The organism is Duganella sp. LjRoot269, from assembly GCF_964254095.1.
Taxonomy (GTDB): domain Bacteria; phylum Pseudomonadota; class Gammaproteobacteria; order Burkholderiales; family Burkholderiaceae_D; genus Rugamonas; species Rugamonas hordei.
In genome coordinates this window covers 5,517,993-5,542,884 of record NZ_CAXUSL020000001.1, presented here as the reverse complement: position 1 = coordinate 5,542,884, position 24,892 = coordinate 5,517,993, and the positions used below count along the sequence as shown (strand labels likewise).

The window sequence follows — 24,892 nt, the reverse complement described above, 5'->3', positions numbered from 1 at the left end:
TGTAATGTTATTGACTTTGTCGGAGGCGTACGCAACACTGGGCTGATCCCATAATCAGCGTCCGGAGTTGGCATGCGCCTCCTGTTTCGCCTCATCGGCATGGCTGCTTTTTGCAGCATGCCACTGGCCGTCCTGGCCCAGACTTCCGTTATCTCGTTTTCTCCGTCCGGCGTCGTCAAAGGCGTGCGGCAGGCGACCGCGCGCTTCAGCGGCCAGATGGTCCCGTTGGGCGACATGCGCCTCGGCGATCCGTTCAAGGTGGATTGCCCCGAACAGGGCAAGGGCCGCTGGATAGACGGCAAAAACTGGAGTTACGATTTCGAGCGCGACCTGCCGGCCGGCGTGGCCTGCCGCTTCACGCTGAAGGACGATCTCAAGGACCTGGCGGGCAAGCCGCTGGAAGGCGAGCGCCGGTTCTCCTTCAACACCGGCGGCCCGGCCATCGTCAGCTCGCTGCCGCGCGAAGGCGCCGGCAATATCGACGAGCAACAGATCTTCATCCTCGGCCTCGACGCGCCGGCCACCGATGACAGCGTGGCAGCCCACGCCTGGTGCCGCGCCGAAGGCATCAATGAAAAGATCGGCGTGCGCATACTCGGCGGCGCCGAGCGCCAGCGCATACTCGACCAGCGCAAGGAGTTCACCGACCGCTACCTGTCGCTGTACTTCAAGGCGCGCGGCGTGGTGTGGCGGGCCACGGCGACGGTGCGTGACAAGCGCATGGAAAAGCTGCCGCTGGTGGTTTTGCAGTGCAAGCGCAACCTGCCGGCGGAGGCCGAGGTGTCGCTGGTCTGGGGCGCCGGCATCGCCGCCGACAGCGGTATCGTCACCGACAAGGACCAGACCTGGACCTACAAGACGCGGCCGGAGTTCACCGCCCGCTTCAGTTGCGACAGATTGAAGCAGGACGGCGGCTGCATTCCCTTCCTGCCCGTGCGCGTGGACTTCTCGGCGCCGGTGCGCATGGCCGATGCGCTGGCCGTCAGGCTGACCGGCCCGGGCGGCAAGGTCTTCAAGGCCGCCGTTGACAAGGAAGAGCTCAAGGCGGAATACGTCAGCTGGGTCACCATCAACGGGCCGTTCCCGGAGAAGGCCAAACTGACGCTGTCCGTGCCGGCCGGCCTCAAGGACGACGCCAACCGGCCCTTGCTGAATCAGGCGCGCTTCCCGATGTCGGTGCAGACGGACGTGCAGCCGCCGCTGGTCAAGTTCCCGGCACGCTTCGGCATCATTGAAGCGAAGGGCGACCGTTTGCTGCCGGTCACGGTGCGCAACGTGGAGGCCAGCCTGGCCGGCCGCACGGCGCGCGTCGATGGCGCCGCGCTGCGCGTCAACGACGCCGCTGTCCTGCCGGAGCAGCAGGACAAGCAGATCTTCGACTGGCTGCAGCGCATGTCCGGCTACGGCTGGGGACCGGTGGAGTTGTCTGGCGACGCGCTGTACAAGCCGCTGCTGGGCGACAGCAAGAAGGCGCCACCCGGCGCCATCGAACGCTTCACCATGCCCAAGCCGGGCGGGCGGCAGGCGTTCGAAGTGGTCGGCATCCCGCTGCGCAAGCCGGGCTTCTACGTGGTCGAACTGGCCAGCCCCAAACTGGGCGCGGCGCTGAACGACAAGCCGTCCACCGCCTACGTCAGCACGGCGGCGCTGGTGACGAACATGGTGGCGCACTTCAAGCAGGGCGCGCAATCGTCGCTGGTGTGGGTCACGTCGCTGGACAAGGGCAAGCCTGTGCCGCAAGCGCAGGTATCGGTGCGCGACTGCCACGGCAAGCAGCTGTGGCAGGGCACCACCAACGCCATCGGCGTGGCCGACATCAAGCAGGAGCTGGCGGAGTCCCGTTGCGAACGAAGCAGCGGCTATTTCATCAGCGCGCGCAGCGGCGCCGACATGACCTTCACATTGTCCTATTGGACGCGCGGCATCGAAAGCTGGCGCTACAACCTGCCGACCGAAGACAGCAGCGCCGACAACGTCATCGCCGCCACGGTGTTCGACCGCACCTTGCTGCGCGCCGGCGAGACGGTGCACATGAAGCACTTCCTGCGCCGCCATGTGGAGCAGGGCATCGCGCTGGTCGGCGCCGCCGACACGCCGCGCAAGGACCAGCGCAACTGGCGCGCCAAACAGCTGACGGCGGACGAGCGCAAGGCGCAGCCGGGCAGCATCTTCGTCATGCATGAGGGCAGCGAGCAGAAATACGAACTGCCGATCAGCTGGAGCGCGAACGGCAGCGCGGAAAACCAGTGGATCATTCCGGCGGACGCCAAGCAGGGCTGGTACACGGTCATGCTGGGAGGCCGCACGGCGGGCCGCTTCCGCGTCGAGCAGTTCCGCGTGCCGACCATGAAGGCCGTGCTGCAGGGGCCGAAGACACCGGCCATCCAGGCGCCGGCGGTGGACCTGGACGTGCAGCTCAGCTATCTGTCAGGTGGCGGGGCCGGCGGCGCGCCGGTGCAATTGCGCACGGTGGTGCAGGACAAGGCGGTCAGCTTCGAAGACTACGCGGACTTCAGCTTCAGCACCGGCGACGTCAAGGTCGGCGTCGAGCGCAGCAACGGCGCCTTCGATGAGGACGAAGGCGTGTTCGAGGGAGGAGAAGCGGATGGCGGCGCGGCAAGCGGCCCGGCCGCCATCAAGACCCGCAATCTCACGCTGGACAAGGCCGGCGGCGCGCGTGTCGCACTGGACCAGCTGCCGGCCGTGCAAACGCCGCATGATTTGACGGCCGAGATGTCCTATCAGGATGCCAACGGCGAAACGTTGTCCGTCTCCACCCGCATTCCGCTGTGGCCGTCGAGCTATGTGATCGGTATCCAGCCGGACGGCTGGGTGCTGAGCAAGGACGCGCTCAAGTTCCAGGTCGTGGTGCTGGACCTGCAAGGCAAGCCGGTGGCCGACGCGCCGGTGTCGGTCGACTTCTTCCAGCGGCAATCCTACTCGCACCGGCGCCGCCTGATCGGCGGCTTCTACGCCTACGAAAACAACAGCGAAGTCAAGGCGCTGGGCGCGGCCTGCGAAGGCAAGACCGACAACAAGGGCCTGCTGATCTGCCAGGTCAAGGCGCCCGCGTCGGGCAACCTGATCCTGCGCGCGAAAACGCAGGATGAACAGCAGCGTGTGACGATGACCAATCGCGAGACCTGGGTGGCCGACGGCGCCGACTGGTGGTTCAGCGCCACCGACAACGACCGTATCGACCTGCTGCCGGAGAAAAAACGCTACGAGCCTGGCGAGACCGCCAGCTTCCAGGTGCGCATGCCGTTCCGCGAGGCGACCGCGCTGATCACCGTGGAGCGCGAAGGCATCATCGACACCTACGTGCGGCCGCTGTCGGGCAGCGCGCCGGTGTTCACGATTCCGGTCAAGGGCGGTTACGCGCCCAATGTGTATGTGTCGGCGCTGGTGGTGCGCGGCCGCGTGGCCAGCGTGAAGCCGACGGCGCTGGTCGATCTGGGCAAGCCTGCGTACAAGCTGGGTATCGCGGCGCTGCGCGTGGGCTGGTCGGCCAATGAATTGAAGGTGCAGGTCAAGGCGGACAAACCGGTCTACAACGTGCGCGACAAAGCCACCGTGGCGGTCAAGGTCACGCGCGCGGACGGCTCTGCGCCACCCGCCGGCGCCGAGGTGGCGCTGGCCGCGGTCGATGTTGGTCTGCTGGAGCTGATGCCGAACGACAGCTGGAACCTGCTCGAAGCGATGATGCAGCAGCGCAGCCTGCAGGTGCAGACGTCGACCGCGCAGATGCAGGTGGTCGGCAAGCGCCACTTCGGCCGCAAGGCGGTGCCGCACGGCGGTGGCGGGGGCAAGGGTGGAGGACGGGAGCTGTTCGATACTTTGCTGTTCTGGAAGGCGCGCGTGACGCTGGACGCCAATGGCGAGGCGACGGTGCAGGTGCCCATCAACGACTCGCTGACGGCGTTCCGCATCGTCGCTATCGCCAGTGCGGAGACGGATTTGTTCGGCACCGGCCGCGCCGAGGTGCGCAGCTCGCAGGACCTGATGCTGCTTTCCGGGCTGCCGTCGCTGGTGCGCGAGGGCGACCGCTTCCGCGCCGGCTTCACGCTGCGGAATACGACCGCAGGCGCCGTCAAGGTGGCGCTGAGCGCTGCCGTCGGCGGCAAGACATTGGCGCCGCAGCAGGTCGCGCTGGAGGCGGGGCAGGCGCAGGATATCGGCTGGGAGTATCAGGTGCCGGTCGGCGCGGCCACGCTGGCGTGGGACGTCGGTGCGGCGATCGTCGGCGATGGCACGGTGGCCGGACCGGCGTCGCGCGACCGCTTGAAGGTCAAGCAGAAAGTGGTGGCCGCCGTGCCGGTGCGCATCACGCAGGCGACGCTGCTGCAGCTGGACCGCAAGCAGACCATGCAGGTCCGCCTGCCGGACGACGCGTTGCCGGGACGCGGCGGCGTGCAGGTGCAGTTCAGCCCCAAACTCGGCAGCGACCTGCCCGGTGTGCGCGACTACATGAGCGCCTATCCGTACCGCTGCTTCGAACAGGTCAGCTCGCGCGCCATCGCGCTGCACGACCCGGCGTTGTGGCAGTCTGCGGTGGACAGCCTGCCCGCGCATCTGGACGCCGATGGCCTGGTCAAATACTTCGCCACCATGCAGCAGGGCGACGACACTCTGACGGCTTATGTGCTGTCCGCCTCACAGGAGGCCGGCTACAGCATACCGGCTGAACTGAAGGGGCGCATGGAATCCGGCCTGCTGGCCTTCGTGCAGGGCAAGGTCACGCGCTACTCGTCACTGCCGACCGCGGACCTGGCCATCCGCAAGATCGCCGCGCTGGAGGCGCTGTCGCGCACCCACGGCATCCAGCCGGAAGAGCTGCAATCGTTCAGCATCGAACCCAATCTATGGCCGACGTCGGCCGTCATCGACTGGTATCTGATTCTGAAACGCTCGCCGAAGCTGTTGATGCACGCGCAGCGCATGGCGCAGGCGGAACAGATCCTGCGTTCGCGCCTGAACCTGCAAGGCACGACGTTGGGCTTTTCGACCGAACGTACCGATGACTGGTGGTGGTTGATGGCGTCCGCCGACAGCAACGCCAACAAGCTGCTGCTGGCGATGCTGGACAATCCGGCGTGGCAGGAAGACATGGGCCGGCTGGCGCGCGGCGCCTTGGAACGCCAGCGCAAGGGCCGCTGGGGCACCACGGTCGCCAATGCCTGGGGCACGCTGGCCATCGATAAATTCTCGCGCAAATTCGAAAACGAGAAGGTCACCGGCACCGGCAGCGCGACCTTGGCGAATGCCAGCAAGAGCGTCGCGTTCGGCGGTGACACCAACGGCGGCAGCGTCATGCTGCCCTGGCCCCGCGGCGGCGCCGGGCTGGAACTCCATCACGCCGGCACCGGCAAGCCGTGGGTGACGGTGCAGACGCAGGCCGCGCTGCCGCTGAAAGCGGCGGTATCGAGCGGCTACAAGATCGCCAGGACCGTTACGCCGGTGGAGCAGAAGGTGGCGGGCGTATGGTCGCGTGGCGACGTCTATCGCGTGCGCCTGGACCTGGAAGCGCAGGCCGACATGACCTGGGTGGTGGTCGACGATCCGATCCCGGCCAGCGCCACGGTGCTGGGTTCCGGCCTGGGACGCGACTCGCAGCTGCTCAGCAGCGGAGAAAAGCGTAGCGGCTGGGCGTGGCCGGTGTTCGAAGAGCGTACGTTCGAGGGCTTCCATGCGTTCTACCAGTTCGTCCCGAAAGGGAAATGGGGCGTGGAATACACTGTGCGGTTGAACAACGCCGGACAGTTCAATTTGCCCGCCACGCGCGTCGAAGCGATGTATAGTCCGGAGATGTTCGGCGAATCCCCGAACGCACCGTTCAACGTCAAATGAAACCGATCCTGGCAACCTTGCTGGCGCTGGCCGGCGCTGTGCATGCAGCCGGCGCCGTCAACGCCGCCACAATCGTCGTGCCGACAGCCGAGCAGGTGCGCGCCGCCTGGCGCTCGTCGGAGGCGGAGCTGCTGGACCGCCGTGGAGAGCCGATCCAGTCGCTGCGCATCGACATGAAGGTGCGCCGCCTGCCGTGGGTGGCGCTGGCCGACATCTCGCCCAGCCTGCCGGCCGCCGTGCTGCAGGCCGAGGACCAGCGCTTCTACCAGCATGACGGCGTGGACTGGAGCGCCGCCGGCAAGGCGGCCTGGGATAACTTGTTCCGCAGCCGTCCGCGCGGCGCCTCGACCATCACCATGCAGCTGGCCGCTCAGCTCGATCCGCGCTTGCAGCCGTCGGCCAAGGGCCGCAGCTGGGGACAGAAGTGGGACCAGATCCAGGCCGCGCGCCAGCTTGATGCGACATGGACCAAGCCGCAGATCATGGAAGCGTATCTGAACCTGGTGTCGTTCCGCGGCGAGCTGCAAGGCGTCGGCGCGGCGGCGCGCGGCTTGTTCGGCAAGGCGCCGTCCGGATTGAACTTGAGCGAATCGATGATCCTGGCCAGCCTGCTGCGCGGGCCGGGCGCGGCGCCCAAGGTGGTGTCGCAGCGGGCGTGCGCGCTGGCCAGGGAGTTGCGGGCGCCTTCCACCTGCAGCGATATCGAGCTGCGGACCATCATCGCGATGGGGCGCCCGCTGTTGGCGGCCGAGGCGCCGCCGGCGCCGCAAGTGGCGCAGCAGCTGCTGACCAGCGCCGGCAAGGCCGTGCGCAGCACGCTCGACGGCGATCTGCAGCGCTTTACGCAGACCGCCTTGCGCCAGCAGTTGATGTCGCTACGGGCGCGCAATGTCAACGACGGCGCGGTGGTGGTGCTGGATAACGCCAGCGGCGAGATCCTGGCCTATGTCGGCAACGCCGGCGGTGGCGAGGTAGACGGTGTGGCCGCGCTGCGCCAGGCCGGGTCGACGCTCAAGCCCTTCCTCTACGAGCTGGCGCTGGAGCGCAAGCTGATCACGGCGGCCTCGGTGATGGACGACACTGCGATCGATATTTCCACGCCGTCCGGCCTGTACATCCCGCAGAACTACGACAAGGACTTCAAGGGCTACGTTAGCGTGCGCACCAGCCTGGCCAGTTCGCTCAACGTGCCGGCGGTGCGCACGTTGGTAATGACGGGCATGGACCGCTTCTACGAGCGGCTGCACGACGTGGGCTTGAGCAGCCTGACGGAATCGGCCGACTACTACGGCTACTCGCTGGCCCTGGGTTCGGCGGAAGTGTCGCTGCTGGAGTTGAGCAACGCCTACCGGACCCTGGCCAACGGCGGCATGTACGGCCCGCTGAGCCTGGCGCCGCAGGCTGCCGTGGCGCCGCGCCGCGTGCTCGACGCCAGGGCCAGTTTCATCGTCGGCGACATCCTGTCCGACCGCGCCGCGCGCAGCCTGACGTTCGGCCTGAAAAACGAACTGGCCACGACGTTCTGGAGCGCCGTCAAGACCGGCACCAGCAAGGACATGCGCGACAACTGGTGCCTCGGTTATTCGGAGCGCTACACGGTTGGCGTCTGGGTCGGCAATTTCGACGGCCAGTCGATGTGGGACGTTTCCGGCGTCAGCGGCGCCGCGCCGGTGTGGCGCGACGTGATGGACTACCTGCACCGCCAGCAGCCCAGCCGCGCGCCAAAAGCGCCGGCCGGCGTGGTGCGCCAGCAGATCGTCTACCAGCCGATGCTGGAGGCCGCGCGCGGCGAGTGGTTCATCGCCGGCACCGAAAGCCCGCTCATCGCCGTGGTGCAGGACACGCAGCGCGCGCCGAAGATACTGTATCCAGGAGACGCCAGCATCATCGCCATCGATCCCGACATCCCGGACGCCATCCAGCGCGTCTTTTTCCAGGCGCAGGCGGGCAGGGGACTCCACTGGCGCCTGGACGGCGCCGATCTCGGCCAGGCCGGCGCCGACTACGCCTGGCGCCCGGTCGCGGGCCAGCACCAGTTGGCCCTGATCGACGCCAACGCCCAAGTCGTCGCCACCACCCGCTTCCACGTCCGCTAGATCCGGGGTCAGATCCGACAATTGGACACGAGCTCTGCCGTAGCGGTCGCTACGGCAGAGCTCGTGTCCAATTGTCGGATCTGACCCCGGGTTGAAATAAAAAAAGCCGGCGCTGGGCCGGCTTCGAGGGGAGGACTGTTTTCGCTCAGTCGCGGTTGCCGCCGAAGATGCCCAGCAGCGACAGCAGGTTGACGAAGATGTTGTACACGTCCAGGTAGATGTTCAGCGTGGCGCGGATGTAGTTGGTCTCGCCGCCGTTGATGATCTGCTGCACGTCATACAGGATGTAGGCCGAGAAGATCGCGATCGCCACCACCGAGATCACGATCGCCAGCGCCGGGATGCCCAGGAAGATGTTGGCGATCGACGCCAGCAGGATCACCACCACGCCCGCGAACAGCCAGTTGGCCATGCCGGAGAAGTCGCGCTTGGACACCGTGGCGATCGTCGCCAGCACCGCGAACACCGACGCCGTGCCGCCAAACGCGGTCATGATCAGGAATCCGCCGTTGGAATAACCGAGAATGCGCGACAGCATAGGCGTCAGCATCAGGCCCATGAAGAAGGTGAAGCCCAGCAGCAGGGCCACGCCCAGGCCGGAATCCTTGTTCTTTTCGATGCCCCAGATGAAGCCGAAGGCGATGCCCAGGAACAGCAGCGCCATCAGCCCGCCGCCCAGCGGCAGGTGCAGCGACACGCCCAGCACCGCGCCGAATACGGTCGGCACCATGGACAGGGCCAGCAGCCAGTAGGTATTGCGCAGCACGTTGTGCTGGACCGACCGGCGGCTTCCCGCCAGGTCGTAGGTATTTTGCATGTTGTTCATATGGAACCTCCTTCATAGTGATTCGAATACCGCTTGCCAAAAGCATAGCACGGCGGGGTAAAAATGCGCAAAAATGCCCCGAAAATGCACTTAATACTGGCTTAAAACCGTCCCAGGCCATATTTTCGCCCGAAAAAGGGGCAAATATGGCCGCTCTTGCAAGCTTATCTACTCCCGTTTCTCGGTATATGGGGTGTTCTATGGTAAAATCAAAGGTTGATTGAGTTATCAATTTTGTTTTAAACCTTTCTTTTTATTGGAGTTTTTTAAATGGCAATCGAACGCACCCTGTCGATCATCAAACCAGACGCAGTTGCAAAAAACGTTATCGGCCAAATCTACAGCCGCTTCGAAGGCGCTGGCCTGAAGATCGTTGCTGCTCAAATGAAGCAGCTGTCGCGTGAAGAGGCTGAAGGTTTCTACGCTGCGCACAAAGAGCGCGGTTTCTTCAAGGACCTGGTGGACTTCATGGTCTCCGGCCCAGTCATGATCCAGGCTCTGGAAGGCGAAAACGCAGTTCTGAAAAACCGCGAACTGATGGGCGCCACCGATCCTAAGAAGGCAGAAAAAGGCACCATCCGTGCTGACTTCGCCGATTCGATCGACGCCAACGCTGTCCACGGTTCCGACGCTGTCGAAGCCGCCGCAGTTGAAATCGCTTACTTCTTCGGTAAGTAATTTTTAGTAAGATCCGTTTCCGCGCCGCGGTGCGGAAACGGAAAAATGATTAGTACTGTTTTGAATACCACTATGAACGCACCTCTGACCAACTTGCTGGACTTCGATCCCGCGCAACTTATCGCTTACTGCGCCGAGTTGGGAGAGAAGCCGTTCCGCGCCAAGCAACTGCAACGCTGGATCCACCAATTCGGTGCGTCGGACTTCGACAGCATGACCGATCTGGCCAAGTCGCTGCGCGACAAACTGAAAACCCGCGCCCACGTCACGGCGCCGGCCATCATCAGCGATCACACGTCCACCGACGGCACGCGCAAATGGCTGGTCGACGTCGGCAACGGCAACGCGGTGGAAACCGTGTTCATCCCGGAAGAGAACCGCGGCACGCTGTGCATCTCGACCCAGGCCGGCTGCGCCGTCAACTGCCGCTTCTGCTCGACCGGCAAGCAAGGCTTCTCGCGCAACCTGACCGTCGGCGAGATCATCGGCCAGCTGTGGATGGCGGAGTTCGAACTGCGCCGCACCAAGGGCATCGAGCCGGGCCCGAAGGGCGAACGCCAGATCACCAACGTGGTCATGATGGGCATGGGCGAGCCGCTGCTGAACTTCGAGCCGACCGCCACCGCGCTGAAGCTGATGCTCGACGATAACGCCTACGGCCTGTCGCGCCGCCGCGTCACCTTGTCGACTTCCGGCGTGGTGCCGATGATGGACAAGCTGTCGCAGGAAGTGCCGGTGGCGCTGGCCGTCTCGCTGCACGCGTCGAACGACAAGCTGCGCGACAGCCTGATCCCGCTGAACAAGAAGTATCCGCTCAAGGAGCTGATGGCCGCCTGCAAGCGCTACCTGGAATTTGCGCCGCGCGACTTCATCACCTTCGAGTACTGCATGCTCGACGGCGTCAACGATTCCGACGAGAACGCCCGGGAACTGCTGGCCCTGGTGCAGGACCGCGAGTTCGGCGTCAACTGCAAGTTCAACCTGATTCCGTTCAACCCGTTCCCGGAGTCGGGCCTGCTGCGCTCCAAGAATCCCCGCATCAAGGCCTTCGCCCAGATCCTGGTCGACGGCGGCCTGGTCACCACCATCCGCAAGACGCGCGGCGACGATATCGACGCCGCCTGCGGCCAGCTGGCCGGCGAAGTGCAGGACCGCACCAAGGTGGCCCAGCGGATGGAGAAAATGGCCGAGTACCAGCAGAAGTTCGGCGCCAATTTCGGCAAGATCGTGGAGATCCGTTCCTGATGACCCTCCTGGCGCAGCGTAGCCGGCTCACTCTCGCCACGATCCTGACGATCGCGGCCGGGACGCTGGCCGGCTGCGCCTCGTCGGGCCCGGAGCGCGGCAAGAGTGGTCAGGCCGAGCTGACCACGGTGTCGGACCAGACCAGCGCTCAGCGCAAGGTCGAGATCCGCATGCAGCTGGCGATCGGCTACTTCGAGCAGCGCCAGTATGCGTTCGCGCTGGACGAGGTCAAGCTGGCGCTGGCGGCCGATCCGAACTACGCCGACGCCTACGGCATGCGCGGCCTGATTTACCAGCAGATGGGCGAGAACGGGCTGGCCGAGGACAACTTCGTGCGCGCCCGCAAGCTGGTGCCGGGGAATCCCGACCTGGCCAATAATTACGGCTCGTTCCTGTGCCAGCTCGGCCGGGTGGCCGAGGCGCTGCCGCTGTTTGATGCGGCCCTGAGCAACCGCAGCTATCGTTCGCCGGCCAGCGCCGCGAACAACGCCGGTTCCTGCGCATTGAAGATCAAGGATTACGCCAGCGCGGAGCGTTATCTGCTGCAAGCCTTGCAGTTGACGCCCGACCTGCCGGCCACCAACGCCAATCTGGCGCGGGTCTATTTTGAAAAGCGCGATTATGTGCGCGCCAATTTCTTCGTGACCCGCCTGAACAAGGTGGCAAAGATGGAGAGCCTGACGGCCGACGTGCTGTGGCTCGCGATTAAGGTGCAGCATAAGCTTGGCGACACGAGCGCGGAAGCTGGTTGGGCGACGCAGTTGCGCCGCCACCACCCCGGCTCGGCCGAGTATGCTGCTTATCAACGTGGGGCGTTTGATGAGTGAAACAGGGATACCAATGAATTCAGAGTGGGCAGAATCGCCAAAAGACCAGGGCAGCAGCAGCCTGGCCACGCCCGGAGCACAACTGGCGGCCCAGCGCGAAGCGATGGGTTGGACGGTGGAACAGATTGCCGATCAACTGAAACTGGCGCCGCGCCAGGTCAAGGCACTGGAAGCGGGCGACTACGCCGCGCTGCCGAATATGGCCGTGGTGCGCGGCTTCGTGCGCGCCTACGCCAAGGTCGTCAAGATAGACGCCACCCCGCTGGTGGCGATGATCGAAGTGGTGTCGCCGACCAGCCATGAGGCTGCGCCGCCGCGCAAGGAAATCGCCGCGACGTTCTCCGAATCGCGCTTCCCGTCGATGACGCAGCGTTCGTCCGGTCCGGCCGGCTGGCTGATCGGTGTGGCCGTGGTGGTGGCCGTGGCCGCCGCCGGCGTGTATGCCTACCAGAGCGGCATGATCCCGGCGACGCTGTTCCAGCGCTCGGAAGCGCCGGCCAGCGCCACGACCGAGGCGGTCAAGCCTGCCGAACCGGCGATCGCGCCGATCGAAACGACCACCGCCGCGCCGGGCGCGGCAACCGCACCGCTGCAATCGCCTAGCGTGCCGCTGATTTCGGTGCCGCCGCCAGGCGGCAACGCGCCGGCCGATGCGGCGGCGGCGGGTGCCGCTGCAACGCCGGCCACCACGACGCCTGCAACCGCGGCGCCAGCGGCACCGGTCGCGCAAGTGTCGCCACCGGCGGCAGTGCCGGCCGCAGCCGGCAGCCAGCTGGTGCTGGAAGTAACGGAAGATTCGTGGGTGGAGATCCGCCGCCCGGGTACGACGCCGCTGATTTCGCGGCTGGTGAAGGCCGGCAACACCGAGACCTTCGACATCAAGGATCCGGCGCTGCTGATCGTCGGCAAGCCGGGCGGCGTGAAAGCCACGCTGGGCGGCGTGCCGCTGGCGTTGCCACCGGTCGCCGGCGGTACGATTTCGCGCGTGAACATTAAATAAGTTAAGCACAAGCCGAGTAAAAGATCATGTCTTCACAAACAGCTATTCCTTCGGGACCATCGAATCGCCGCGCCAGCCGCAGCGTGCTGGTTTCGCACGGCCAGCGCAAGATCTGGGTCGGTGGCGACGCGCCCGTGGTGGTGCAGTCGATGACCAATACCGACACCGCCAACGTGATCGAAACCGCGATCCAGATCAAGGAGCTGGCGCGTGCCGGTTCGGAGCTGGTGCGCCTGACGGTGGACCGTCCGGAAGCGGCTGAAGCGGTGCCCTACATCCGCGAGCAGCTGGACAAGATGGACATCGACGTGCCGCTGGTCGGCGATTTCCACTACAACGGCCATACGCTGCTCAACGATTATCCGGAGTGCGCGAAGGCGCTGTCGAAGTACCGCATCAACCCGGGCAACGTCGGCAAGGGCGCCAAGCGCGACACGCAGTTTGCGCAGATGATCGAAGTGGCCGCGCGCTACGACAAGCCGGTGCGCATCGGCGTCAACTGGGGCAGCCTGGACCAGGCGCTGCTGGCGCGCATCATGGACGAAAACGCCGGCCGCGCCGAGCCGTGGTCGGCGCAGGCGGTGATGTACGAGGCGCTGATCACCTCGGCGATCGAGAACGCCGTGCGCGCCGAGGAACTGGGTCTGGGCCGCGACAAGATCATTCTGTCGTGCAAGGTCTCGGGCGTGCAGGATTTGATCGCCGTGTACCGCGAACTGGCCAAGCGCTGCGACTATCCGCTACACCTGGGCCTGACCGAGGCGGGCATGGGCAGCAAGGGCATCGTCGCGTCGACGGCCGCGCTGTCGGTGCTGCTGCAAGAGGGCATCGGCGACACCATCCGCATCTCGCTGACGCCGGAGCCGGGCGGCGACCGCACCAAGGAAGTCGTGGTGGGCCAGGAGATCCTGCAGACCATGGGCCTGCGCAAATTCACCCCGATGGTGATCGCGTGCCCTGGCTGCGGCCGCACCACCTCGACCACCTTCCAGGAACTGGCCGACAACATCCAGACCTATCTGCGCGACCAGATGCCGGAGTGGAAAAAGACCTATCCGGGCGTGGAGGCGATGAACGTGGCCGTGATGGGCTGCATCGTCAACGGCCCGGGCGAATCGAAGCACGCCAACATCGGCATCAGCCTGCCGGGCACCGGCGAATCGCCGGCCGCGCCGGTGTTCGTCGACGGCGCCAAATTCGCCACCTTGCGCGGTGAGCGCATCGTTGAGGAATTCCAGGAAATCGTACTGAATTACGTGAAGAAGAATTACAGCCAAGAATATGTCCAAAACTGAAAAAATCACCGCCGTCAAAGGCATGAACGACATCCTGCCGCAGGATGCGCACCTGTGGGAACTGTTTCAGAACACCGCGCAATCGGTGGTGCAGAGCTACGGCTTCCAGCATATCCGCACGCCCATCGTGGAAAACACCGCGCTGTTCGCGCGCGCCATCGGCGCCGTCACCGACATCGTGGAAAAGGAGATGTACTCGTTCACCGATTCGATGAACGGCGACCAGCTGACCTTGCGCCCTGAAGGCACGGCCGGCGTGGTGCGCGCGGTGATCGAGCATAACCTGGTCTACGAAGGTCCGAAGCGCCTGTGGTACACGGGCCCGATGTTCCGTCACGAGCGTCCGCAGCGCGGCCGCTATCGCCAGTTCTTCCAGTTCGGTTGCGAGGCCGTCGGCTTCAACGGCCCGGACGTGGACGCGGAAATGATCATGATGTGCCGCCGCCTGTGGGATGACCTGGGCCTGGAAAACATCCGCCTTGAGCTGAACTCGATCGGCGACGCCGAAGAGCGCGCGCGCCACCGCGTCGACCTGATCGCCTACCTGGAAAAGCACGAGGAGCTGCTGGACGCCGAAGCCAAGCGCCGCCTGCACAGCAATCCGCTGCGCATCCTGGACACCAAGAACCCTGCCATGCAGGAGATGGTCAACAACGCGCCCAAGCTGCTGGACTACCTGGGCGAGGAATCGCTGGCCCACTTCAACGGCGTGCGCAAGATCCTCGACCACAACAACATCCCGTACACCATCAACACCCGCCTGGTGCGCGGCCTGGACTACTACAACCGCACCGTGTTCGAGTGGGTCACCGACCTGCTGGGCGCCCAGGGCACCGTGTGTGCCGGCGGCCGCTACGATCCGCTGATCCAGACCTTCGGCGGCAAGCCGACGCCGGCCGTCGGTTTCGCCATGGGCATCGAGCGTCTGATTGAATTGATGAAGGAAGCCGGCGAGCCTGAGCAGCCGGGCCAGTGCGACGTCTACCTGGTGCACCAGGGCGAGGCGGCGCAGCTGCAGGCCTTCGTGCTGGGCGAGCGCATCCGCGACGCCGGCCTGGACGTCATCATGCACGCCTCGACCGCCAACGGTCCGGGCAGTTTCAAGACGCAGATGAAGAAGGCCGACGGCAGCGGCGCCGCCTTCGCCGTCATCATCGGCGACGACGAGGTGGCCAACCACACCGCCAGCGTCAAGGCGATGCGCGCGGAAGAGGGCGAACAGCAGCAATCGACGGTGCCGTTCGACGACGTGGTCGATTTCCTGGTCGACCAGATCACCAGCGGCGACGATCACCACTACCACGTGCACGACGAGCACTGCAATCACTAAGCTAAGTCACCAAACTAAGCCGTACTTTTTTAAACCTATAACTAGCAGACGAACATGGCATACGATCTCGAAGAACAAGAACAAATTGCGTCCCTCAAAGCGTGGTGGGACAAGTACGGCAATCTGACCTCGTGGGTGCTGATCGCCGGCCTCGCGGCGTATTCCGGCTTCACCGGCTGGAACTACTACCAGCGCACCCAGGCCGCGCAAGCGTCCGCGTTGTACGACGAAGTGCAGAACGCGGCCGAGGCCAAGGACAACGTCAAGGTGCTGCGCGCCGCCGGCGACATGGAATCCAAATTCGGCAGCACCGCCTACGCCTCGATGAGCGCGCTGGTGGCGGCCAAGTCCAGCTTCGACGCCAACGACATCAAGTCCGCCAAGGCGCAGCTGCAGTGGGCCATCGAGCATGGCGGCGACGAGTTCAAGGCCGTCGCCAAGGTGCGCCTGGCCGGCCTGCTGCTGGACGAGAAAGCCTACGACGAAGCGCTGAAAGTGCTGTCGGGCGACGTGGCACCGCAGTTTGCCGGCGCCGTGGCCGACCGCAAGGGCGACGTGCTGGTCGCGCAGAACAAGCTGGCCGAAGCCCGCACCGCCTATCAGGCCGCGCTGGAAGCCACCGACAAGAAGAACCCTGGTCGTCAGCTGATCCAGCTGAAACTTGAAGCCATCGGCGGCACCGTGCCGGCCGACAAGGACGCAGCGTAATTTTTCCGGCGCCGGCAATCACCGGCGCCTCCCCAGATCAAGGTTAAAAAATGCGTATTACCGAAAAAGTTATTGCTGCAAGCCTGTTTGCGATGTTGGCCGGTTGTTCCTTGTTCTCGTCCAAAGATACCAAGACCCAGCCGGCGGCGCTGGTTGAGCTGAAGGGCGGCATGACGCCCAAGACCGTCTGGAAGTATTCGATGGGTAAAGCCGGCGTGGCCGTCTTCACCCCGGCGCTGGCCGGCGACAGCATCTACGTGGCCGACGCCGACGGCGCCCTGGCGCGCCTGAACGCGGCCACCGGCAAGGAGCAATGGCGCGTCAAGACCGGCACCGACCTGACCGCGGGCGTGGGCAGCGACGGCGAGGTGGTCGTGGTCGGCGGCGCCAAGGGCGTGATCTTCGCCTACGACGCCAACGGCAAGCAGCTGTGGAAAGGCCAGGCGACCAGCGAAGTGCTGTCGTCGCCGGTGGTCGGCGGCGGCATCGTCGTGGTGCGCAGCGTCGACAACCTGATCACCGCGTATGACGCCAAGACCGGCGCCAAGCGCTGGAACGTCACCCGCACCACGCCGGCCCTGACCCTGCGCAACGCGCCGGGCATGGTCATCAACGGCCCCAACGTGTACGTGGCCCAGCCGGGCGGCAAGCTGCTGGCGCTGGTGCTGGCCACCGGCCTGCCGCGCTTTGAAGTGGTGGTCGGCGAGCCGCGCGGCGCCACGGAGCTGGAGCGCGTGACCGACATCGCCGGCACCCCGGTGATCTTCGAGAAAGATGTCTGCGCCGTGTCGTACCAGGGCCGCGTGGCCTGCTTCGACGCCACCACCGGCGCGCCGCACTGGAGCAAGCCGACCTCGTCCGACGTCGGCGTGGCGGTGGACCAGCGTTTTGTATTCGTCTCCGACGACAAAGGCGAAGTTGCAGCCTACAGCCGTGAAAACGGCAGCAACGCCTGGAAGAACGACAAGCTGGCCTACCGCCGCCTGTCGACTCCGGTTTCCTACGGCCGCGTCGTGGCCGTCGGCGACTTCCAGGGATATGTCCACCTCCTGTCGCGGGAAGATGGCGCATTTATAGGTCGCGCCGCGACCGACGGCAGCCCGATCCAATCGGACCCCGTCATCGCCGGCACGAATTTGATTTTCCAAACCCAATCAGGGACAGTGACCGCTCTCGCGGTCGAGTAATAAAATGAAGCCGGTAATCGCACTAGTGGGTCGACCCAATGTAGGGAAATCGACCTTGTTCAATCGTCTGACCCGCTCGCGCGATGCGCTGGTGGCGGACTTGCCTGGGTTGACGCGAGATCGTCACTATGGCGAGGGCCGTGTCGGCGAACGTCCCTTCCTCGTCATCGACACGGGTGGCTTCGAGCCGGTCGCCAAGGAAGGCATCATGCACCAGATGGCGCTGCAGACCAAGCAGGCCGTGGCCGAGGCTGACATCGTCATCTTCCTGGTCGACGGCCGCCAGGGCCTGACGCCGCATGATAAAACCATTACCGACTTCCTGCGTAAAAGCGGCCGTCCGGTCATGCTGGTCGTCAACAAGTCGGAAGGCATGCGCTACACCGCCGTCGTCGCCGACTTCTACGAACTGGGACTGGGCGAGCCTTACTCGATCTCGTCGGCGCACGGCGACGGCGTCGCCGACCTGGTGGAGGAGGCGCTGGACCTGGCCTTCGCCCAGCGGCCGGAAGATCCGGAAGAGCTGGAAAAGACCGAACACGGCATCAAGATCGCGCTGGTCGGCCGTCCCAACGTCGGCAAGTCCACGCTGATCAACACCCTGGTGGGCGAAGAGCGCGTGATCGCCTTCGACATGCCGGGCACCACCCGCGACTCGATCGAGATTCCGTTCGAGCGCGAGGGCAAGCAATACACGCTGATCGACACGGCCGGCATCCGCCGCCGCGGCAAGGTGTTCGAGGCGATCGAGAAGTTCTCGGTCGTGAAGACCCTGCAGTCGATCTCGGAAGCCAACGTCGTCGTGCTGATGCTCGACGCGCAGCAGGACATCTCCGAGCAGGACGCCCACATCGCCGGCTTCGTGCTGGAGACGGGCCGCGCGCTGGTGATCGCCGTCAACAAGTGGGACGGCCTGCGCACCGACGAGCGCGACGAGATCAAGATCGACATCGACCGCAAGCTCGATTTCCTGTCCTTCGCCAAGATGCACTTCATCTCGGCGCTGAAGGCGCAGGGCATCGGTCCACTGATGAAGTCGCTTGACGCGGCCTACGCCGCCGCCATGTGCAACCTGTCGACGCCCAAGCTGACGCGCGCGCTGATCGAGGCGGTGGAGAAGCAGGAGCCACGGCGCAAGGGGTCGATCCGTCCGAAGCTGCGCTACGCGCACCAGGGCGGCATGAATCCGCCGGTGATCGTGATTCACGGCAATGCGTTGGACGCCGTCGGCGAACCGTACAAACGCTACCTGGAAAAGCATTTCCGCGACACGTTCCAGCTGGTCGGCACGCCGTTGCGCATCGAACTGCGCACCGGTAAGAATCCGTTCGCAAAAACTCAGTCGAAATAAGCGGTTTTTTTGCTGGTGCGCCCTGCAAAAAAAGCAAAAACAGGTTACAGTGGCTTAGAAGCACCATTCCCGGCGTGGCGAACGGTGTTTCAGCGAAAATCATTTGACTTTCGCTGGGCCACGTACTTGAAATCAAGCGTTTCGCCTCCAATTCCAACACAACAACATAAAATGGAGCTGTTATGAGCAACAAAGGGCAACTGTTACAAGACCCATTCCTCAATGCCTTGCGCAAAGAGCATGTTCCTGTCTCGATCTATCTGGTCAACGGCATCAAGCTGCAGGGCCATATCGAATCGTTCGATCAATACGTCGTATTGCTGCGTAACACAGTGACCCAGATGGTGTACAAGCACGCCATCTCCACCGTGGTACCGGCACGCGCCGTCAACCTCAACATTGAATCCGAAGCGGAATAAGCGCTTGCACCACCGCTTCTTTTTCTCAAATCGCCTGACCGTCGTATGCGCGCAGCTCTAGTCGGTATCGATTTCGGTCAGGGCGACTTTGCCGCCAGCGTCGAGGAACTGCAACTGCTGGCCCGTTCAGCAGGTGCGGAACCGATCACGACAATTACGGCCAAGCGCTCGTCCCCGGACGCGGCATATTTCGTCGGCAGCGGCAAGGCCGACGAGATCGGCCTTGCCGTGCTCGATCATAAAATCGAAATCGTCATCTTCAACCACGCGCTGTCGCCGGCCCAGCAGCGCAACCTGGAAAAGCGCCTGCAGATCCGGGTGCTGGACCGCACCAGCCTGATCCTCGACATTTTCGCCCAGCGCGCCGCCTCCCACGAGGGCAAGCTGCAGGTGGAACTGGCTCAGCTGCAGCATCTGGCCACGCGCCTGATACGCGGCTGGACCCACCTGGAACGTCAAAAGGGCGGTATCGGCCTGCGCGGCCCCGGCGAGACGCAGCTCGAGACCGACCGCCGATTGATCGGCGAGCGGGTCAAGGCCCTGCGCGCGCGTCTGGACAAGCTGCGCAAGCAGCACGAGACGCAGCGCCGTTCGCGCGGCCGCAGCCAGACCTTCTCGGTGTCGCTGGTCGGCTATACCAATGCCGGCAAGTCGACCTTGTTCAACGCCGTCACCAAGGCCGGCGTGTATGTCGCAGATCAATTGTTCGCCACCCTGGACACCACCTCGCGCCGTGTTTACATGGGGCAGGAAGTGGGCAACGTGGTGATCTCGGACACGGTCGGTTTCGTGCGCGAACTGCCGCACCAGCTGGTGGCGGCCTTCCGCGCCACGCTGGAGGAGACCATCCACGCCGATCTGCTGCTGCACGTGGTCGACGCCTCGTCGCCGGTGCGCATGGAGCAGATCGAGCAGGTCAACCTGGTGCTCAAGGAAATCGGCGCCGATCACATTCCGCAGATACTGGTGTGGAACAAGATCGATGCCGCAGATCTGGAGCCGTCGGTCGAGCGGGATGAATATGATAAGATTTCCCGCGTTTTCCTCAGCGCGCGCACCGGTCAAGGACTGGACCTTTTGCGCGGCGCCATGATCGAATGGGCCAAGAACGCGCCGGGTGCCCGGCTCAACCAGGCTTATCATGTCGACGACGAAGAAGCAGAACCGGATAGCAGTCCCACCCTTACTCATGTCGGATCACACTAATGCGTGTCTCGTCACTTATGAAACGTCTCGGCTTGAAGCTGTCGCTGAACGATCCCCGCTGGGGCTCGGACAAGAAAGATAGCAAGCCGCAAGCCAATGAAGGCAAGAAGCCCGGCGAAGGCCCTCCCGACATGGAGCAGCTGTGGCGCGATTTCAACCAGCGCCTGAACAGCTTCTTCGGCCAGAAGAACCGTCCCGATAACAACGGCGGCGGCAATGGCGGCGGCGGTGGCCGTTCCGACCTGTCCGGCGTGCGCGCCACGGCCGGCGCGGTCGGCGCCGTCATCGCGCTGATCTGGCTCGCCAGCGGTTCCTTCATCGTGCAGGAAGGCCAGACCGGCGTGGTCTACACCTTCGGCAAAGTCAGCCACACCACCGGTTCCGGTTTCAACTGGCGCTGGCCGTACCCGTTCCAGAGCGACGAGACGGTCAAGGTGTCGCAGATGCGCATGGTCGAAATCGGCTATCGCGGCAACGTCAAGAACAAGCAGCTGCGCGAGGCGCTGATGCTGACCGATGATGAAAACATCATCGACATGCAGTTCGCCGTCCAGTTCAAGCTGAAGGATCCCGTGGCCTGGCTGATGAACAACCGCGACGAAGAGGAAACCGTACGCCAGGTGGCCGAGACCTCGATCCGCGAAGTGGTCGGCAAGAACAAGATGGACTTCGTGCTGTACGAGGGCCGCGACAAGGTCGGCTTTGAAACCCAGCAGCTGATGCAGCAGATCCTCGACCGCTACGCGTCGGGCGTGCTGATCTCGGCCGTCACGTTGCAGAACGTGCAGCCGCCGGAGCAGGTGCAGGGCGCCTTCGACGACGCGGTGAAAGCAGGGCAGGACCGCGAGCGCCAGAAGAACGAGGGCCAGGCCTACGCCAACGACGTGATCCCCAAAGCCCACGGCTACGCCTCGCGCCTGATGCAGGAGGCCGAAGCCTACCGCTCGATGGTGACCGAGAACGCCACCGGTAACGCCTCGCGCTTCAAGCAGGTGCTGACCGAGTACCAGAAGGCCCCGGGCGTCACGCGCGACCGCATGTATCTGGAAACCATGCAGCAGATCTTCTCCAGCGCCAGCAAGGTCATGGTCGACGCCAAGACCGGCAGCAACCTGCTGTACCTGCCATTGGACAAGCTGATCGCGCAAGCGGCGGCCACCGATGCGCAGGCCGCGGCCGCCAAGGCTGCCGCGCAAGCGGCCGCATCGCCGCCGCCGGTGGCCACGCTGCCGTCGGATGTGATGCCGACGGTGGAAGTGAATCGCCAGCGTGATCCGCGTTCGCGCGAAGCCTTACGTGACCGGGAGAGCCGTTAATGAACCGCATAGCCAGTACCCTTATCGCGGCGTTCGTCGCGCTGCTCGTGTTGTCGTCGATGGTGTTCGTGGTCGACCAGCGCAAGTACGCGATCGTGTTCGCGCTGGGCCAGATCAAGGAAGTGATACGCGAGCCGGGCCTGCATTTCAAGCTGCCGCCGCCGTTCCAGAACGTGGTCTATCTCGACAACCGCATCCTCACCATTGAAACGCCGGACGCCGAGCGCTTCATCACGGCCGAGAAGATGAACATCCTGATCGACAGCTTCGTCAAGTGGCGCATCGGCCGCAACGAAGGCCAGGCCAAGCTGTACTACGTCACCTTCGGCGGCGACGAGAGCCGCGCGCGCGACCGCATGTCGGTCATCGTCAAGGCGGCGCTGAACGAGGAAATCACCAAGCACACGGTGAGCGAAGTGATTTCCGGCCAGCGCGGCCAGGTGATGGAGGCGATCCGCACCAAGGTCGTGCAGGAAGCGGCGCAGATCGGCGTCGAGATCATCGACGTGCGCCTCAAGCGCGTCGAATACGTCGAGCAGATCAACAACTCGGTGTACGACCGCATGAAGGCCGAGCGCCTGCGCGTGGCCAACGAGCTGCGCTCGACCGGCTCGGCCGAGTCGGAAAAGATCCGCGCCGACGCCGACCGCCAGCGCGCCGTGATCCTGGCCGAAGCCTATCGCGACGCCGAGCAGATACGCGGCGAGGGCGACGCCAAGGCCTCGGGCATCTACGCCGAAGCGTTCGGCAAGAACCCCGAGTTCTACAAGTTCTACCGCAGCCTGGAAGCCTACCGCGCCACCTTCAAGAATCACGGCGACGTGATGGTGATGGATTCGAGCTCGGACTTCTTCAAGTACTTCAAAGGCTCCGGCGCCGCCGGTTCGGCCGCACCGGCTCCCGCCAAGAAGTAAAGTCAGACCCGCGCCGGGGTGCCGTATGGCTCCCCGGCGTATCTTTTTCTCCTCCCGCAACGTATTTTCGCGTAAAATATCAGGTTCGGCTTTCTGCTTGATGGCTGCGGCGCGTGCGTCACATTGTTCATTTTTCAATTACCTTTGTCACCAGTTTCCCATGCCGAATTGGCTTTTGCCCGAAAATATCGCCGACGTCCTGCCGTCGGAAGCCCGCAAGATTGAAGAACTGCGTCGTCTGATGCTGGATAATTTCCGTCTGTACGGATATGAACTGGTCATGCCGCCGCTGCTCGAGTACCTGGAGTCGCTGCTGACCGGCGCCGGCGAGGATACCGATCTGCGCACCTTCAAGCTGGTCGACCAGATCTCCGGCCGCATGCTGGGCCTGCGCGCCGACATGACGATCCAGGTGGCCCGCATCGACGCCCACCTGCTGAACCGCGCCTCGGTCACCCGCCTGTGCTACGCCGGCAGCGTGCTGCATACCCGCCCGTCGGGCCTGCACGCCACCCGCGAGCCGCTGCAGATCGGCGCCGAGATCTACGGCCATGCCGGCCTCGAAGCGGACGCCGAGATCCAGGAGCTGGCGCTGGCTTCGCTGGCCCTGGCCGGCTTCACCGAAGTGCGGCTGGACCTGACCCATGTCGGCGTGCTGCGCGCCATCCTCGAAGGCGACGCCGCGGCGGCCAGGGATGAAGCCCAGCTGTACCTGCTGCTGCGCGCCAAGGATGTGCCCGGCCTGCAGGAGCTGACGAAAAATTACTCGCCGGTGGTGCGCGACGCCTTGCTGGCGCTGCCCAACCTGTACGGCAGCGTCGAAGTGCTCAAGCGCGCGCGCGACGTGCTGCCGGACCTGCCGGGCATCGCCAAGGCGCTGTCCGAGCTGGCGGCGCTGGCCGCGTCGGCCATCGACCGCGCGGAAGTGGCGATCGACCTGGCCGACCTGCGCGGCTATCAGTACGAAAGCGGCGCGATGTTCGCGCTGTATGTGCCGGGCCTGCCGAACGCGGTGGCGCGCGGCGGCCGTTACGATCACGTAGGCGAGGCTTTCGGCCGGGCGCGTCCCGCCACCGGCTTCTCGCTCGACCTGCGCGAACTGGCGCGCCTGCTGCCGACCGCGGAGCGCAAGCATTCGATCCGCGCGCCGTGGGGCAATGCGCCGGAATTGAAGGAAAAAATCGCCGAGCTGCGCAAGTCCGGCGAAGTCGTGATCCAAAGTTTGCCGGGTCACAGCAACGAGCTGGACGAGTTCGAGTGCGATCGCGCGCTGGTCCTCGACGATAATGGTAGCAACTGGATTCTTAAAAACTTAGGTTAGTGTGATGTCAAAGAAAAACGCAAAAAACGTCGTCGTCATCGGTACCCAATGGGGCGATGAGGGCAAGGGCAAGATCGTCGACTGGTTGACCGATCATGCACAAGGTGTGGTTCGCTTCCAGGGCGGCCACAATGCCGGCCATACGCTGGTCATCGGCGGCGTCAAGACCGCGCTGCAGCTGATCCCGTCGGGCATCATGCGTCCAGGCGTGGCCTGCTACATCGGCAACGGTGTGGTGGTGTCGGTGCCGGACGTGCTGCGCGAAATCGACAAGCTGGAAAAAGTCGGCGTCGAAGTCGCGTCGCGCCTGAAGGTGTCGGACGCCGCCCCGGTGATCCTGCCTTACCACTCGGCGCTGGACCTGGCCCGTGAAGCCGCCCGCGGCGAAGCCAAGATCGGCACCACCGGCAAGGGCATCGGCCCGGCCTACGAAGACAAGGTGGCGCGCCGCGCGATCCGTGTCGCCGACCTGCTCAACGAGAAGCGCTTCGCCGAGAAGCTGGCCGAGAACCTCGACTACCACAACTTCGTGCTGGAGCACTACCTGAAGGCGCCGCGCATCGAATACCAGAAGACCCTGGACGACGCGCTGGCCTACGTGCCGCGTCTGCGTCCGATGGTCACCGACGTCTCGAGCGCGCTGTACGCCGCGCACAAGGCCGGCGCCAACCTGCTGTTCGAAGGCGCGCAGGGCTCGCTGCTGGACGTCGACCACGGCACCTATCCGTTCGTCACCTCGTCGAACTGCGTGGCCGGCAATGCCGCCGCCGGCGCCGGCGTCGGTCCGAACATGCTGCACTACATCATGGGCATCACCAAGGCCTACACCACCCGCGTCGGTTCCGGCCCGTTCCCTTCGGAACTGCCTACCGATGCCGGCGTGGGCCACCACCTGGCGCAGGTCGGCCACGAGTTCGGCACCGTGACGGGCCGCGCCCGCCGCTGCGGCTGGTTCGACGCCGCGCTGCTGCGCCGCTCGGTCCAGATCAACGGCGTGACCGGCATGTGCCTGACCAAGCTCGACGTGCTGGACGGCCTGGAAACGCTGAAGCTGTGCACCGGCTACACCATCGACGGCGTGGCCGTGGACATCTTCCCGTCCGGCGCCGAAGAGGCGGCCCGCTGCGTGCCGGTGTACGAGGAAATGCCGGGCTGGACCGAAAGCACCGTCGGCGCCAAGTCGCTGGCCGCGCTGCCGGCCACCGCCCGCGCCTACATCAAGCGCATCGAAGAGCTGGTCGGCGTGCCGATCGACATGGTATCGACCGGTCCGGATCGCGAAGAGACGATCGTGCTGCGCCACCCATTCGAGTAATAAGGAATTAA

At 64.6% G+C, this 24,892-nt stretch carries 18 protein-coding genes; 17 read left to right on the top strand and 1 reads right to left on the bottom strand.

The window, feature by feature from the left end; translation table 11 throughout:
* The first annotated feature begins 72 nt into the window (after positions 1 to 72).
* Both ACSQ3S_RS24780 and pbpC read left to right on the top strand, forming a co-directional pair.
* Positions 73 to 5,847, top strand: a complete 5,775-nt coding sequence (locus ACSQ3S_RS24780) for an alpha-2-macroglobulin family protein (protein WP_436144080.1) — start codon at positions 73 to 75, stop codon at positions 5,845 to 5,847.
* Positions 5,844 to 7,943 carry a penicillin-binding protein 1C gene (gene pbpC / locus ACSQ3S_RS24775; RefSeq protein WP_436144079.1) on the top strand — a complete coding sequence of 700 codons (2,100 nt, stop codon included), beginning with the start codon at positions 5,844 to 5,846 and terminating at the stop codon, positions 7,941 to 7,943. The genes ACSQ3S_RS24780 and pbpC overlap by 4 nt, the downstream gene beginning before the upstream one ends.
* A 145-nt stretch (positions 7,944 to 8,088) precedes the next feature.
* On the opposite strand, the gene ACSQ3S_RS24770 is transcribed toward pbpC, so the two are convergent.
* Positions 8,089 to 8,769, bottom strand: coding sequence for a Bax inhibitor-1/YccA family protein (locus ACSQ3S_RS24770; RefSeq protein WP_176651958.1), 681 nt, complete (start codon positions 8,767 to 8,769; stop codon positions 8,089 to 8,091).
* Positions 8,770 to 9,039: 270 nt separating this feature from the next.
* Here ACSQ3S_RS24770 and ndk point away from each other — a divergent pair, with 270 nt between their 5' ends.
* From ndk to ACSQ3S_RS24695, 15 genes are all read left to right on the top strand, one after another.
* Entirely contained in the window at positions 9,040 to 9,447 is a 408-nt protein-coding gene (gene ndk / locus ACSQ3S_RS24765; RefSeq protein ID WP_090314593.1) for a nucleoside-diphosphate kinase, read from the top strand.
* A gap of 72 nt (positions 9,448 to 9,519) precedes the next feature.
* Positions 9,520 to 10,692, top strand: coding sequence for a 23S rRNA (adenine(2503)-C(2))-methyltransferase RlmN (gene rlmN, locus ACSQ3S_RS24760; protein ID WP_176651957.1), 1,173 nt, complete (start codon positions 9,520 to 9,522; stop codon positions 10,690 to 10,692).
* The gene (gene pilW, locus ACSQ3S_RS24755) at positions 10,692 to 11,519 is read left to right on the top strand and encodes a type IV pilus biogenesis/stability protein PilW (RefSeq protein ID WP_176651956.1); all 828 of its coding nucleotides are present in this window, start codon (positions 10,692 to 10,694) and stop codon (positions 11,517 to 11,519) included. The genes rlmN and pilW overlap by 1 nt, the downstream gene beginning before the upstream one ends.
* A gap of 13 nt (positions 11,520 to 11,532) precedes the next feature.
* Positions 11,533 to 12,519: a helix-turn-helix domain-containing protein gene (locus ACSQ3S_RS24750; protein WP_436144078.1), complete on the top strand. Its 987-nt coding sequence runs from the start codon at positions 11,533 to 11,535 to the stop codon at positions 12,517 to 12,519.
* Positions 12,520 to 12,545: 26 nt separating this feature from the next.
* Positions 12,546 to 13,814: a flavodoxin-dependent (E)-4-hydroxy-3-methylbut-2-enyl-diphosphate synthase gene (gene ispG / locus ACSQ3S_RS24745; RefSeq protein WP_176651954.1), complete on the top strand. Its 1,269-nt coding sequence runs from the start codon at positions 12,546 to 12,548 to the stop codon at positions 13,812 to 13,814.
* Positions 13,801 to 15,144, top strand: coding sequence for a histidine--tRNA ligase (gene hisS / locus ACSQ3S_RS24740; protein WP_353402804.1), 1,344 nt, complete (start codon positions 13,801 to 13,803; stop codon positions 15,142 to 15,144). The genes ispG and hisS overlap by 14 nt, the downstream gene beginning before the upstream one ends.
* A 54-nt stretch (positions 15,145 to 15,198) precedes the next feature.
* Complete coding sequence (locus ACSQ3S_RS24735; protein ID WP_176651952.1) at positions 15,199 to 15,852, top strand: tetratricopeptide repeat protein; 654 nt, start codon at positions 15,199 to 15,201, stop codon at positions 15,850 to 15,852.
* Between the two features lie 50 nt (positions 15,853 to 15,902).
* On the top strand, positions 15,903 to 17,039 hold the full coding sequence (gene bamB, locus ACSQ3S_RS24730) for an outer membrane protein assembly factor BamB (RefSeq protein ID WP_436144077.1): 1,137 nt from the start codon (positions 15,903 to 15,905) through the stop codon (positions 17,037 to 17,039).
* A 4-nt stretch (positions 17,040 to 17,043) separates the two neighbouring features.
* Positions 17,044 to 18,390, top strand: coding sequence for a ribosome biogenesis GTPase Der (gene der / locus ACSQ3S_RS24725; RefSeq protein ID WP_176651950.1), 1,347 nt, complete (start codon positions 17,044 to 17,046; stop codon positions 18,388 to 18,390).
* Between the two features lie 182 nt (positions 18,391 to 18,572).
* The gene (gene hfq, locus ACSQ3S_RS24720; protein WP_008450615.1) at positions 18,573 to 18,809 is read left to right on the top strand and encodes an RNA chaperone Hfq; all 237 of its coding nucleotides are present in this window, start codon (positions 18,573 to 18,575) and stop codon (positions 18,807 to 18,809) included.
* A 45-nt stretch (positions 18,810 to 18,854) separates the two neighbouring features.
* Positions 18,855 to 20,015: a GTPase HflX gene (gene hflX / locus ACSQ3S_RS24715; protein WP_436144076.1), complete on the top strand. Its 1,161-nt coding sequence runs from the start codon at positions 18,855 to 18,857 to the stop codon at positions 20,013 to 20,015.
* 17 nt (positions 20,016 to 20,032) lie between these two features.
* Complete coding sequence (gene hflK, locus ACSQ3S_RS24710) at positions 20,033 to 21,331, top strand: FtsH protease activity modulator HflK (protein WP_436144075.1); 1,299 nt, start codon at positions 20,033 to 20,035, stop codon at positions 21,329 to 21,331.
* Complete coding sequence (gene hflC / locus ACSQ3S_RS24705; protein WP_176651947.1) at positions 21,331 to 22,245, top strand: protease modulator HflC; 915 nt, start codon at positions 21,331 to 21,333, stop codon at positions 22,243 to 22,245. The genes hflK and hflC overlap by 1 nt, the downstream gene beginning before the upstream one ends.
* A gap of 160 nt (positions 22,246 to 22,405) precedes the next feature.
* A complete protein-coding gene (locus ACSQ3S_RS24700) occupies positions 22,406 to 23,566 on the top strand; it encodes an ATP phosphoribosyltransferase regulatory subunit (protein WP_436144074.1) in 1,161 nt (386 codons plus the stop codon).
* Between the two features lie 4 nt (positions 23,567 to 23,570).
* Positions 23,571 to 24,881 carry an adenylosuccinate synthase gene (locus tag ACSQ3S_RS24695; protein WP_176651945.1) on the top strand — a complete coding sequence of 437 codons (1,311 nt, stop codon included), beginning with the start codon at positions 23,571 to 23,573 and terminating at the stop codon, positions 24,879 to 24,881.
* Positions 24,882 to 24,892: the final 11 nt, after the last annotated feature.